Here is a 12132-nt window from a genome sequence, read left to right as displayed (position 1 = left end):
ATGTTCGATACATTAAGCGATAGGCTCGGTAAGGCCCTCGAAGGCGTCCGCGGCAGCGGCAACCTCACCGAGGACCAGGTAAAGAAGGTTACCCGCGAGATCCGTCTGGCCCTCCTCGAGGCCGACGTGAACTACGCGGTCGTCAAGGAGTTCGTGGGGAACGTCCGCGAGCGGGCGACGGGGTCGGAGGTCTCAAAGGCCCTCTCGCCGGGGCAGCAGATCGTCAAGATCGTCAACGAGGAGCTCGCCAACCTCATGGGCGGCACCTCGAGCAAGCTCTCGTTCGCCTCGCGGCCCCCGACGGTCGTCATGCTCGCGGGCCTCAACGGCCACGGGAAGACGACGACCGCCGGCAAGCTCGCGCTCTTCGCGAGAAAGCAGGGGAAGACGCCGTATCTCGTCGCCTGCGACACGTACCGCCCCGCGGCCATAGAGCAGCTGCAGCAGATCGGGCGCGAGCTAGGTGTTCCGGTGTACGCGGAGGGGACGGAGCCGTCTCCGGAGGAGATCGCCGAGCGGGGCGTGAAGGCCGCGCGCGACGGCGGCTACGACTTCGTCATCGTGGACACGGCGGGTCGTCAGGTCGTGGATCAGAACCTCATGGACGAGATCAAGCGCGTCCGCGGCGCGGTGAGGCCGCACTCGGTCCTGCTCGTCCTCGACGTGGTGACGGGCCAGAACGCGGTGGAGATCGCCGAGGTCTTTAAGGAGTACGTCGACTACGACGGGATGGTCCTGACGAAGCTCGACGGCGACGCCCGCGGGGGGGCGGCGCTCAGCGTCGTTTCCGTGACGGAGCGGCCGATCAAGTTCGCCTCCGAGGGCGAGAAGATGAGCGAGTTCGACTACTTCTACCCGGACCGCATGGCGGGGCGCATCCTCGGTATGGGCGACGTCCTCACGCTCATCGAGAAGGCCGAAGGCCAGATGGACCAGCAGGAGGCCGAGGCCCAGAGCAAGAAGCTCATGGCCGGCAAGTTCGACTTCGAGGACTTCCTGAAGCAGATGCAGATGATCAAGAAGATGGGTCCCCTGTCGAGCCTGCTCGGCATGATCCCGGGCTTGAGCAAGCAGCTTCAGGGCGCGAATCTGAGCGATCTGGACGACAAGGCGCTCGGCAGGGTCGAGGCGATGATAACCTCTATGACGGTACAGGAACGGCGCAACCCGAAGCTGTTGCAGAACCCGAGCCGGGCGCGTAGGATAGCCCGCGGCTCCGGCTCGACCCAGCAGGACGTGCAGAAGCTCGTCAAGCAGTTCGGTCAGATGCAGAAGATGATGAAGCAGATGGGCAAGGGCGGCGGCGGGATGCCGAAGCGCATGCCCAGGGTGCCCTTCAGGTAGTCCAGACAGAGAATCGTAAGATCAACGAGAGGTGAGTAGAGCATGGCGGTAAAGATCAGGCTGGCGAGGCACGGCTCGAAGAAGGCCCCCTTCTACAGGATAGTGGTGGCCGACGCGAGGAGCCCGCGCGACGGCGCGTTTATCGACAGGGTCGGCACGTACAACCCCAGGACGCAGCCCTCCGACATAAAGGTGGACGTCGAGAAGGCGAAGGAGTGGCTCGGGAAGGGCGCCCAGCCGACCGATCAGGTCCGCAAGCTCCTGAAGATCTCCGGGGCCCTCTAGGAGCTCCGTGCGCCAGCTCGAGAACCTGCTCGTCTTTCTCGCCCGGCAGCTCGTCGACGAGCCCGATAGGGTGGAGGTCACGGGCCAGGAGTCTGACTCGCGCGTCGACCTGAAGCTGCGGGTCGCCGAGGGCGACGTCGGCAAGGTCATCGGCAAGGGCGGCCGCATCGTGAAGGCCATCCGCACCGTTATGAAGGCGGCCTCCGTCAAGGCGCAGAAGCGCGTCAACGTGGAGGTCGCGGACTAGCGGTCGTGCCCCGTCCCGCAGGGTCCGTGGGGGACCTCTCCGACCCCATAGTCATCGGCGTCGTCGCCACCGCGCACGGGGTGAGGGGCGCCCTACGCGTGAAGCCTACCGGTTCCGGCCGTCACCTGAGGGAGGGCGTGCAACCGTTCGTGGGCGAGATCAGACGGCGGATACTCAACGTCAGGGAGACGCCCAAGGGGTTTCTCGTAGACGTCGAGGGGATCGGGGATCGGGCGACGGCCGCGGGGTTGAGGGGCGCCGAGATCGTTCTGGACCGGACCGAGCTCGACGCGCCGGACGAGGACGAGTTCTACGTCGGGGACCTCGTCGGCCTGGAGGCGTACGACGTCGAGGGCGGCGAGCACGTAGGGGCCGTGGTCCACGTCTTTCCCACGCCCGCGCACGACGTTCTCGTGGTGTGGAAGGACGACGAGGAAGTCTACGTGCCCTTCACGCTGGAGCACGTCCCGGAGGTAGACCTGAAGGGCGGCCGGGTCGCGGTGAAGCGGCCCGAGATAGAGGGCTAGGGCCGCGATGGGCTCGATAGACGTCTTCTGCGTCTTCCCGGAGGCGGTCGAGGCGACGGTGCGCGTCGGGGTGGTGGGGCGCGCGATCGAACGCGGCTCGGTCGGCTTTCGGGCGTTCGACCTGCGCGACTTCTCGCCGAACGGCAGGATCGACGACGCGCCGTTCGGCGGCGGGGCCGGGATGGTGGTGCGAGTCGACGTGGTCGCACGCGCCTTCGGGGAGGTCTACGGTGAGCCCGCGCGGGAGGTCCGCGAGGGGCGGCGCGTCATCCTCACGGAGCCGGGCGGCAGGGGTTTGGATCAGGGGTACGTCGGCGAGCTCGCCGCCGGGATGGCGGAGGGCGAGGACGTCGTCGTGGTTTGTGGCCGCTACGGCGGGGTGGACGAGCGGGTGCGCGAACACCTGGCTACGGAGGCGGTGTCGCTGGGACCGTTCGTGCTCTCCGGGGGGGAGATCGTGGCCGCCGCCCTGACGGATGCCGTGATCCGGACGCTGGACGGGGTGCTCGGGAACTCGGAGAGCCTCGAGGGCGAGTCCTTCTCGGAGGAGGGGACCATCGGGCCGCCGGTCTACACGAGGCCCGCGCGGTGGGATGGAGAGGACGTGCCGGGCGTGCTATTATCCGGCAACCATCGAGAGATCCGCGCCTGGCGCGAAAGAGAGTCCCGCGAGCGGGCTCGCACCAGGGCGGCGGGGGACCGGGAGGTCCCCGCGCGAGAAGCTCCGAATATCACCCACGAGGAAGGACAGCAATGATCACGAATGATACGATAACGCCCATCGACGTGGATTTTCGTCCCGGCGACACCGTACGGGTTCAGTACAGGGTCATCGAGGGGAACCGCGAACGCATACAGAACTTCGAGGGGCTATGTATCGCCCGCAAGGGCGGCGGGATCAACGAGACCTTTATGGTCCGGAAGAACTCCTTCGGGGTCGCCGTCGAGCGCGTCTTCCCGCTCCACTCGCCCAAGATCGCGAAGATAGAGGTGGTCTCCCGCGGCGCGGTGCGCCGGGCGAAGCTCTACTACATCCGCGAGAAGATCGGCAAGAAGGCCCGCGTGAAGAAGGCTAAGTAGCTTCCTACCTGTAGCAAGATGCCTGAACCGAAGAGAGGGCGCCGCCGGGAGGACCCGAGCGGCGCCCTCTACGCTTTCGACGCCGCCTTCGTCTCCGGTGGGAGGGGGCCGCTCGCCGGGGCGGACGAGGCGGGCCGCGGCGCGCTCGCGGGCCCGATAGTCGCGGCGGCGGTCATCCTGGGGGAGGAGAAGCTGGCCGGCCTCGACGACTCCAAGGCTCTCGGTGAGGGGGTTCGGGAGGCCCTGTTCCGGCGTGTCGTCGCCGACGCCCGGGCCCTCTCGGTCGTCTCGTTCCCGGCGTGGTGGATCGACGAGCACGGCGTCGGGCGGGCGAACCGCGAGGCGCTCTCCCGCGCTCTCGGCAGCGTGTCCCCCTACTCGGGCCGCGCCCTCGCCGACGGCACCCCGAAGCTCGGGCCGGCGGTGGAGTGCATGCCGCGGGCGGACGGTAAGAGCGCCGCGGTCGCGGCGGCGAGCGTCGTGGCGAAGGTGCTGAGGGACCACGCGATGCGGATGCTGGAGCTCGAGCATCCCGGGTACGGCTTCGACCGCAACCGGGGGTACGGGACGCTCGAGCACCGCTCGTCCCTGCGGGAGGTGGGGCCCTGCGCCGTGCACCGGTTAAGCTACGCGGGGGTCGGCGCGTCGTGAGCAGGCGAGCGACCGGCGAGCTCGGGGAGTCGCTGGCGCTCGGGTACCTCGTTCGCAAGGGTTACGAGCTCGTGGAGCGGAACTACCGCACCCGACACGGGGAGATCGACCTGATCCTGCGCGGCGAGGACGTCCTGGTCTTCGTCGAGGTGAAGGCGCGGCGCGGCAGGGGGTTCGGGGACCCGCTGGAGGCGGTGACCCGGGGAAGCAGGAACGGGTGCGCCTCATGGCGGAGGCTTACCTCGCCGAGCAGGGGCCGGGGTTCGCGGAGGGGTTCGAGGAGATGCGGTTCGACGCGGTCGGGATAGTGCTCGCGGGGGCGCGCCCGAGATCATTCACGTCGAAGACGCCTTCTGAGGGCTGCGCACGGGCCGGCGCCACCGGCGTCGCGCGTAATCGAGCACATTGGTACAATCGTCCGGCATGGAATGCTTCGCGCTCCGTCGAGGGCGTAGCATGGATGGAGGGTTTCGTGAGTAGGGCCACAGGAAAGGGTTGGTACGCGGCGTAGTGTCTGTGTGCAGGGTTCGTAGTCTGGCTCTGCAGGGTGTGGATGCCTTGCCGGTCGAGGTCGAGGTGGACGTCGGCGCGGGGCTTCCGGGCTTCTCCATCGTCGGGTTGCCCGACGCGGCGGTGCAGGAGGCGAGGGAGAGGGTCCGGGTCGCCATATCCAACAGCGGATACAAGTTTCCGACGAAGAAGGTCATCGTGAATCTCGCCCCCGCGAACCTGCGTAAAGAAGGACCGGCCTTCGACCTGCCGATCGCGCTGGCCGTGCTGGCCGCGTCGGGTCACGTGCCGGGGGAGGGCCTGGCCGGCGCCGGCGTCGTCGGCGAGCTCTCGCTGGACGGAGGGCTCAGGCCCGTCAGGGGTGCGCTCTCGATGGCCGAAGGGGCGAAGAGGGAGGGCCTGGGCGTCCTGATCCTGCCGCACCAGAACGCCGCCGAGGCAGCCGCGACCTCCGGCCCGAAGACCTACGGCGTGACCTCCCTGCGCGAGGCGGTCGGCCTCCTCTCCGGCGAGGCCCCGGTGTCCCCCTTCTCCCCACAGGCCAACGGCGAAGGTCCGGGGACAAACCCTTCGGGGAGGACTTCGCGGACGTGGCGGGGCAAGCGTTCGCCAAGCGCGCCCTGGAGGTGACGGCCGCCGGCGGGCACAACATCCTGCTGAACGGGCCTCCGGGCTCGGGCAAGACGATGCTCGCGCGACGGCTGCCGGGATCTTGCCGCCGCTCACCGAGGAGGAGAGCATCGAGGTGACGAAGGTGGCGAGCGCGGCCGGTGTCGGGGACGGGCACCTCGTCCGGCGGCGGCCCTTCCGCGCCCCGCACCACACCATCTCGACCTCCGGGCTCGCGGGAGGGGGGAGCAACCCGCGGCCCGGCGAGGTCTCCCTGGCCCATCACGGGGTCCTGTTTCTCGACGAGTTCCCCGAGTTCAGCCGCTCCACGCTGGAGGTGTTGAGGCAGCCGCTCGAGGACGGGACCGTGACGATCTCGCGGGTAGCGGCCACGCTGACGTATCCGGCCCGCGTGACGCTCGTCTGCTCCATGAACCCCTGCCCCTGCGGCTACCACGGCGACAGGAGGAGGGCCTGCCGGTGCTCGGCCGGGCAGGTCGAGCGCTACCAGGGGCGCGTCTCGGGGCCGTTGCTCGACCGGATCGACCTGTTCGTCGACGTGCCGCGCCTGACCCGCGAGGAGCTTCGGGGCGGCGAGGCCGCGGAGGGGTCCGCCGGGATCCGGGCGCGCGTCGGCGCTGCGCGCGCCCTTCAGACCAAGCGTCAGGGGGTCCCGAACGCGGCGCTGGCGGGGAGGGCGCTCAGGGAGCACGCCGCCCTCGGCGGGGAGGCCGAGGCGCTGTTCTCCCGGGCGATAGACCGCATGGCCCTCTCCGGGCGCGCCCACGACCGCGTGCTCAGGGTCGCGCGCACCGCCGCGGACCTCGCCGGGGAGCCCGAGATCGGGGTCGAGCACCTCGCCGAAGCGCTGAACTACAGGAGGGCCGCGAGCGTTGACTCCTAGCGCCTCCGACGCCTACCTCTTCCTCTCGCTCCTGCAGGCGAGGGCCGGCACGAGCGTCGTGGCTCGCATGAACGGTCTCGCGCCGGAGGGCGTCTTGCAGATGCCGCCGGGCGAGCTCGCCGCCGCGCTCCGCGTGAGCGCGAAGGTGCGGGGGGCTCTAGAGGAGCTTCGGGACGGCTTCGACGCCGGGGGCGTGCGGGCGCGCCTCGGGGAGAAGGGGTACCGGGCGGTCACGCTGGCCGACGCGGACTACCCGGAGAGCCTGGCGGAGGCCCCGGATCCCCCGCCGGCGCTGTTCGTGGGCGGGGGGCTGCCGGAGGGACCGGCCGTCGCGATCGTCGGCTCGCGCAAGGCGTCCGCCACCGCCCTCGACGCGGCGCGGGCGCTCGGGAGGGCGCTCGCCGAGCGTGGGGCTTGCGTGGTCAGCGGGCTCGCGCTCGGCGTGGACGCGGCGGCGCACGAGGGCGCGCTGGAGGCCGGCGGGACGACGGTCGGGGTGCTCGGCTGCGGCATCGACGGGGTGTATCCGAGGAGCCATCGCAAGCTCTTCGGGCTCGTGAGGGAGTCCGGGGGGATTGTCTCCGAGTACGGGCTCGGGGAGCCGCCCCTGCGGTGGAGGTTCCCGGCGCGCAACCGCGTGATCTCGGGCCTCTCGGCGTGCGTAGTGGTGGTAGAGGCACCGGAGCAGAGCGGGTCCTTGATCACGGCCCGCCACGCGGCGGACGCCGGGCGGGACGTGTGGGCGGTGCCGGGCCCCATAGGCTTCGACGAGTGCCGCGGGTCGAACAAGCTCCTCGCCGACGGCGCGGGGGTGCTCTGGGACATCGACGAGTTCGCCGACTCCGTCGCGCCCCCCGCCCAGGAGCCGTTGAGGCCGGCCGGGAACGGCGGCGCGGGGACGGAGGGTTTGCCCGTCGACCCCGGGTTGCCGGAACACGAGAGGGCGGCGCTGATGGGGGTAGGCTTCGAGCCGACCGGGGTGGATACGATAGCGGGGCGTTGCGGGATCGGGATGCGCGAGCTTCTCTCCGCGCTCGCGCTGCTGGAGCTCAAGGGCTACGTGAGGCGCGACGCGGGCGGCTCCTTCGCCAGGAGCCCGGTCGGGCGGGCAGGGGGGACGGCGTGAGCGGACAGACCGTCGGGCGCCTGTGGAAGCGCTACAGGAAGCTCCAGGAGGACCTCGAGAGGCTCGGCCCCGAGGACGAGAGGCGCAGGGAGGTCGAGCGCCAGGTCAACGGGCTCAGGGACCGGCTCGTCGTCAACTACTCGCCGCTCGTCAAGTACGTCGCCAGCCGCGTCGGGGCGCGGATGACGGCCGGGACCATAGACCAGGAGGACATGATCTCCTGGGGCGTCCTGGGCCTCCTCGACGCGATCGAGACCTACGACCCGGACAGGCCGGGCAAGAAGGCCAAGTTCGAGTCGTACGCGGTGAGCAAGATCCGCTGGTCCATCCTCGACGAGATACGCAGCCAGGATTGGGTGCCTCGGCGCGTTCGCCTGCGCGCGCAGGAGGTCGAGCAGGCGACCACGAGGCTGACGCAGGAGCTCCGGCGCCCGCCGTCCGAGGTCGAGGTCGCCGGCGAGCTCGGGACGAAGCTGGAGGACCACCGCACCTTTCTGCAGCAGTACTCCCGCGCACAGGTCGCCTCGCTGGAGGCGCGCCTGGAGGTGGACGGCGGACCCGGCGGGGAGTACGGGGCGTTCGTCGTCGACACCGCGGCCGTCGACCCCCAGAGCCGGGCGAACATGGAGGAGCTGCGGTCCCACCTCGTGGAGGCCATAGGCCAGCTCGAGCACCAGGAGCGGATCGTCGCCACCTTCTACTTCTACGAGGGGCTGACCCTCAAGGAGATCGGCAAGGCGATGAACCTGACGGAGGGCCGGATCAGCCAGCTCCTGCGGAAGGCGCTGGAGAAGCTAAGGGGGCGACTCAAGGAGTCCACGGTCGTCTCCGGGGGCTGGCAGCAGAGCATCGGCTAGAAGCCCCGTAGGCGCTGTGCTAATATCTTTCGCGGAGTTTTGGTCGTAACGATCACGCACGCCCGCCGTAGGGTCGGTTTTTCAGATCGGCCCAGGTGGTGGTCCGGAGAGTCATCTCATTGCCAAGCCGGATTGCGAGGCGCGGGCGGAGGCAAAACCACCTGAAAAGAAGGAGTAGGTAAGGGTTTTGGAGAGTACGGTACAGCAGGCGGTCGGCGTCAGGGAGCTTCTCGAGGCCGGCGTCCACTTCGGGCATCAGGCCAAGCGGTGGAACCCCAAGATGAAGAAGTACATCTTCGCCCAGCGGGCGGGGGTGCACATCATCGACCTGGACCAGACGTTGGATCTCTTGGACCGGGCGCTGAATTTCGTCCGGAGCATCGCGGAGGCCAACCGCGAGGTCCTCTTCGTCGGTACGAAGAAGCAGGCCCAGCTCACGCTCGCCGAGGAGTCGGTGAGGGGCGGGCAGCCCTACGTCGTGGAGCGGTACATCGGCGGGCTCCTGACGAACTTCCAGACGATACAGCCGCGCATCCGGTACTTCACGCAGCTTATGGAGCGGGTCGACGGCACCCCCGAGGAGGAGCGGACGGGCCGGGAGTGGTTCGCGCTCAACCGCGAGTACCAGAAGCTCCGGCGCAACTTCGCCGGGCTTACGGAGATGGAGCGCCTCCCGGGCGCGGTCTTCGTCATCGATCCCAAGCGCGAGGAGCTTCTCGTCAAGGAGGCCAACCGGCTCAAGATCCCGGTGGTCGCGCTGACGGACACGAACTGCGACCCCGACGTCGTGGATTACGTCATCCCCGGCAACGACGACGCCATTCGCTCGATCAACCTGATCTCGCGCCTCATCACGGACGCGATCGTGGAGGGCCGCGGCGAGGAGGTCACGCCGTCCGAGGACCGGCCGGTCCCGCCGGCGGTCGAGGAGGCGATGGTCGCGGAGGAGCGGGCGAACGAGCCCCTCTCGGAGGCCGCCAAGGACGGCGGGCTCTCCGACGACCAGCCGACCGGGCTCGCGGACCCCGTGGAGTCGGCGGGCGAGATCGCCCCCGAGGAGGACCCGACGACGAGCTACCGCGGGGCCCAGAGCGCCGAGCGCCAGGAGGGGACCCCGGGCGGCCCCGAGCAGGGCGCCGTCCCCGCCCCGCAGGGCGAGCCGACGAGCAACCAGGCGGCCCAGAGAGAGACCAAGCAGCAGGACGACGTAGAGGAGAACTGAGAGCCCTATGGCGAGCACCATTGAGAAGATAAAGCAGCTCCGCGAGGAGACCGCCGCCGGGATGATGGACGTCAAGCGGGCGCTGGAGGAGTCTTCGGGCGACCTCGACGGCGCGCGCAGGGTCCTCAGGGAGCGCGGCCAGGCCATCGCGGCCAAGAAGAGCTCGCGCGAGACGCACGAGGGCCTGATCGAGGCGTACATCCACTTCAACGGCAAGCTCGGCGTCCTCGTCGAGGTCGACTGCGAGACGGACTTCGTCGCCCGGACGCCGGAGTTCAAGGAGTTCGCCCGCAACGTCGCGCTGCACGTGGCGTCGATGAACCCGCTCGCCGTCGGCGAGGGCGACGTCCCGGCCGAGGCGGTCGAGGAGGAGCGCTCCATCGCGCGCAAGCAAGCCCAGGACTCCGGCAAGCCCGAGAACATCCAGGAGAAGATCGTGGAGGGCCGGGTCAACAAGTTCGTCAAGGAGCGGGCGCTCCTGACCCAGGACTTCGTCAAGGAGCCCGGGAAGACGGTCGGGGACCTGCTCCAGGAGACGATCCAGAGGCTCGGCGAGAACATCGTCGTCCGCAGGTTCGTCCGCTACGAGCTCTAGCACGGGGAAGTAGGGAGGCGTGGAGGAGACCTCTCCGCTAGGGGAAGATAAAGCCACGGGGGCCGAACCGGGCCCCCTCGGCCCGATCAAGCGCGTCGTCCTCAAGCTCTCTGGCGAGAGCCTCGCCGGCGACGGCGGCTACGGCATCGACCCCGCGAGCCTCGACGTCGCGGCGAACCAGGTCCAGGAGGCGGTCGAGGCGGGGGCCGAGCTCGCGGTCGTCGTCGGCGGCGGGAACATCTTCCGCGGCTCGGGGGTCGCGGACCAGCTCGGCATCGAGAGCGCGACCGCCGACTACATGGCGATGCTCGGCACCGTCATCAACGCCCTCGCGCTCCAGGCGGCGTTGGAGCGCCGCGAGATCCAGACGCGCGTCCAGTCGGCGATCCAGATCCAGGAGGTCGCCGAGGCGTACATCCGCCGCAGGGCGATGCGCCACCTGGAGAAGGGGCGCGTGGTCATCTTCGCCGCCGGCACGGGCAACCCGTTCTTCACGACGGACACGGGGGCCGCGCTAAGGGCGCTGGAGATCGGGGCGGACGCGCTGCTCATGGCGAAGAACAGGGTGGACGGTATCTACGACAAGGACCCGCGCACGAACCCGGACGCCAAGAGGCTGGAGCGCATCGCCTACCTCGATCTCCTGTCCAAGAACCTCGCGGTCATGGACCACACGGCGGCGACGCTGTGCCGCGAGGAGAACCTGCCCATAGTCGTATTCGATATACTGAAGCCCGGTAATTTGAGCGGGATCCTGCGGGGCGAGCGGGTCGGATCGCTCGTCTGGAGCGCGGACGGTGCCTCGGAGGACGGGGTCGGAGGAGAGTAAGGCATGTCGGATATCGTAGATCTCACGGCGGCCGAGCGCCGCATGCAGGGGGCGGTCGAGTCCGTCCGCCGGGAGTTCGGCACCATCCGGACCGGCCGGGCCAACCCCTCCATCCTCGACCGGGTCGAGGTCGACGCCTACGGCTCGAGGATGCCCTTGAGGAGTGTTGCGAACGTGAACGTGCCGGAGCCGAGGCTCCTCACGGTCACGCCCTTCGATCCCGGCACCCTCAAGGCGATAGAGCGCGCGATAGACAACGCCGACGTCGGCCTGAACCCGCAGAACGACGGCAAGATCATCCGCCTCCCCGTCCCCGAGCTCACGGAGGAGCGGCGCAAGCAGTTTGTCCGCCGGGCCCGGGGCATGGCCGAGGAGGGCCGGGTCTCCGTCAGAAACGTCCGCCGCGACGAGATGAAGGACCTCACGGAGCTCGTGAAGATGGGCGAGATCTCCGAGGACGACGAGCGCAGGGCGGAGACGGAGCTTCAGGAGCTCACGAAGCGCTACGTGTCGCGCATCGACGCGGCGCTCTCCGACAAGGAAGCCGAACTCCTTGAGGTCTAGGCCCTGCTAAACCCCGCCCGAAAAAGGGCCGCAGGGGGTCCTCCCCCGCGGCCGCAGGTTCCCGAGCGCGTCCTCACCCCGATAGAGCGGGAGGGGGCGCCCCGCCACGTCGCGATCATCATGGACGGCAACGGCCGCTGGGCGAAGTCACGCTGGCTCCCGCGCGCCGCGGGCCACCGCGCCGGCGTCGCCGTGCTCACCCCCCTGATCGAGGCGGCCGGCGAGCTCGGCGTGCGCACCCTCACCCTCTACGCGTTCTCCACCGAGAACTGGGCCCGCCCTCGGGCGAGGTCGAGTCCCTCATGTCGCTCTTTCTGGAGACGGCGCGCAGCAAGGTGCCCGAGCTGAACGAGCGGGGGGCGCGCCTGCGCTTCGTGGGGAGGCGGGAGCACCTGCCCCAGAACGTCCGCGAGGCCATGGAGGAGGCCGAGGACCTCACCTCCGGCAACGACCTCATCGACGTCTACGTCGCCCTGAACTACGGGGGGCGCTCGGAGCTCGTGGACGCCGCGCGGCGCATGATCCGGGACGGCCTCGACCCCGACGCGGTGGACGAGGCGACGTTCGCCTCGTACCTGTACGCCCCGGAGGTGCCGGAGATCGACCTGCTCATCCGCACGAGCGGGGAGCTGAGGATCTCGAACTTCCTTCTCTGGCAGATCGCCTACGCCGAGTTCTACGTCACCGAGACGCTCTGGCCGGACTTCTCCCCCGAGGAGTTTCGCCGCGCGATCGCCTCGTACGCTGCCCGCTCCCGGCGCCGCGGCGGGGTCTAGAGGACC

The 12132-nt window shown here is 69.5% G+C and carries 14 protein-coding genes and 2 pseudogenes; all 16 read left to right on the top strand.

Annotated elements, in window-relative coordinates; all coding sequences use genetic code 11:
* The 16 genes and pseudogenes from ffh to uppS all read left to right on the top strand — a co-directional run bounded on the left by ffh (position 1) and on the right by uppS (position 12126).
* The gene (ffh, locus tag GBA65_RS11085; protein WP_166396608.1) at positions 1–1344 is read left to right on the top strand and encodes a signal recognition particle protein; all 1344 of its coding nucleotides are present in this window, start codon (positions 1–3) and stop codon (positions 1342–1344) included.
* Between the two features lie 42 nt (positions 1345–1386).
* Positions 1387–1629, top strand: coding sequence for a 30S ribosomal protein S16 (rpsP, locus tag GBA65_RS11080; protein ID WP_166396607.1), 243 nt, complete (start codon positions 1387–1389; stop codon positions 1627–1629).
* Between the two features lie 7 nt (positions 1630–1636).
* Positions 1637–1876, top strand: coding sequence for a KH domain-containing protein (locus GBA65_RS11075; protein WP_228281245.1), 240 nt, complete (start codon positions 1637–1639; stop codon positions 1874–1876).
* Between the two features lie 5 nt (positions 1877–1881).
* Positions 1882–2403: a ribosome maturation factor RimM gene (gene rimM / locus GBA65_RS11070; protein WP_166396606.1), complete on the top strand. Its 522-nt coding sequence runs from the start codon at positions 1882–1884 to the stop codon at positions 2401–2403.
* A 7-nt stretch (positions 2404–2410) separates the two neighbouring features.
* Positions 2411–3160, top strand: coding sequence for a tRNA (guanosine(37)-N1)-methyltransferase TrmD (gene trmD / locus GBA65_RS11065; RefSeq protein WP_166396605.1), 750 nt, complete (start codon positions 2411–2413; stop codon positions 3158–3160).
* Positions 3157–3483, top strand: coding sequence for a 50S ribosomal protein L19 (gene rplS / locus GBA65_RS11060; RefSeq protein WP_166396604.1), 327 nt, complete (start codon positions 3157–3159; stop codon positions 3481–3483). Before trmD ends, rplS begins: the two co-directional genes overlap by 4 nt.
* A gap of 18 nt (positions 3484–3501) precedes the next feature.
* Entirely contained in the window at positions 3502–4134 is a 633-nt protein-coding gene (locus tag GBA65_RS11055) for a ribonuclease HII (RefSeq protein WP_166396603.1), read from the top strand.
* Complete coding sequence (locus tag GBA65_RS11050; protein ID WP_166396602.1) at positions 4131–4442, top strand: YraN family protein; 312 nt, start codon at positions 4131–4133, stop codon at positions 4440–4442. The genes GBA65_RS11055 and GBA65_RS11050 overlap by 4 nt, the downstream gene beginning before the upstream one ends.
* Positions 4443–4644: 202 nt before the next feature.
* Positions 4645–6157, top strand: a pseudogene (locus tag GBA65_RS26415) (YifB family Mg chelatase-like AAA ATPase).
* Positions 6147–7283 carry a DNA-processing protein DprA gene (gene dprA, locus GBA65_RS11040; protein ID WP_166396601.1) on the top strand — a complete coding sequence of 379 codons (1137 nt, stop codon included), beginning with the start codon at positions 6147–6149 and terminating at the stop codon, positions 7281–7283. The pseudogene GBA65_RS26415 and the gene dprA overlap by 11 nt, the downstream one beginning before the upstream one ends.
* Positions 7280–8140, top strand: coding sequence for a FliA/WhiG family RNA polymerase sigma factor (locus GBA65_RS11035; protein ID WP_166396600.1), 861 nt, complete (start codon positions 7280–7282; stop codon positions 8138–8140). Before dprA ends, GBA65_RS11035 begins: the two co-directional genes overlap by 4 nt.
* Before the next feature lie 187 nt (positions 8141–8327).
* Positions 8328–9362 (top strand): 30S ribosomal protein S2, encoded by a 1035-nt coding sequence (gene rpsB, locus GBA65_RS11030; RefSeq protein WP_207955697.1) that lies wholly within the window; start codon positions 8328–8330, stop codon positions 9360–9362.
* 7 nt (positions 9363–9369) lie between these two features.
* Positions 9370–9957 (top strand): translation elongation factor Ts, encoded by a 588-nt coding sequence (locus tag GBA65_RS11025; protein WP_166396599.1) that lies wholly within the window; start codon positions 9370–9372, stop codon positions 9955–9957.
* An 85-nt stretch (positions 9958–10042) separates the two neighbouring features.
* Positions 10043–10786, top strand: coding sequence for a UMP kinase (gene pyrH, locus GBA65_RS11020; RefSeq protein ID WP_166398463.1), 744 nt, complete (start codon positions 10043–10045; stop codon positions 10784–10786).
* Between the two features lie 3 nt (positions 10787–10789).
* The gene (gene frr, locus GBA65_RS11015) at positions 10790–11350 is read left to right on the top strand and encodes a ribosome recycling factor (protein ID WP_166396598.1); all 561 of its coding nucleotides are present in this window, start codon (positions 10790–10792) and stop codon (positions 11348–11350) included.
* A 120-nt stretch (positions 11351–11470) separates the two neighbouring features.
* A pseudogene (gene uppS, locus GBA65_RS11010) lies at positions 11471–12126 on the top strand (polyprenyl diphosphate synthase).
* The last annotated feature ends 6 nt before the right edge of the window (positions 12127–12132 follow it).

Source organism: Rubrobacter marinus (assembly GCF_011492965.1).
Classification (GTDB): Bacteria; Actinomycetota; Rubrobacteria; order Rubrobacterales; family Rubrobacteraceae; genus Rubrobacter_F; species Rubrobacter_F marinus.
Note: the sequence above shows the minus strand (reverse complement) of the source record. Positions and strands in the feature narration are given on the sequence as shown.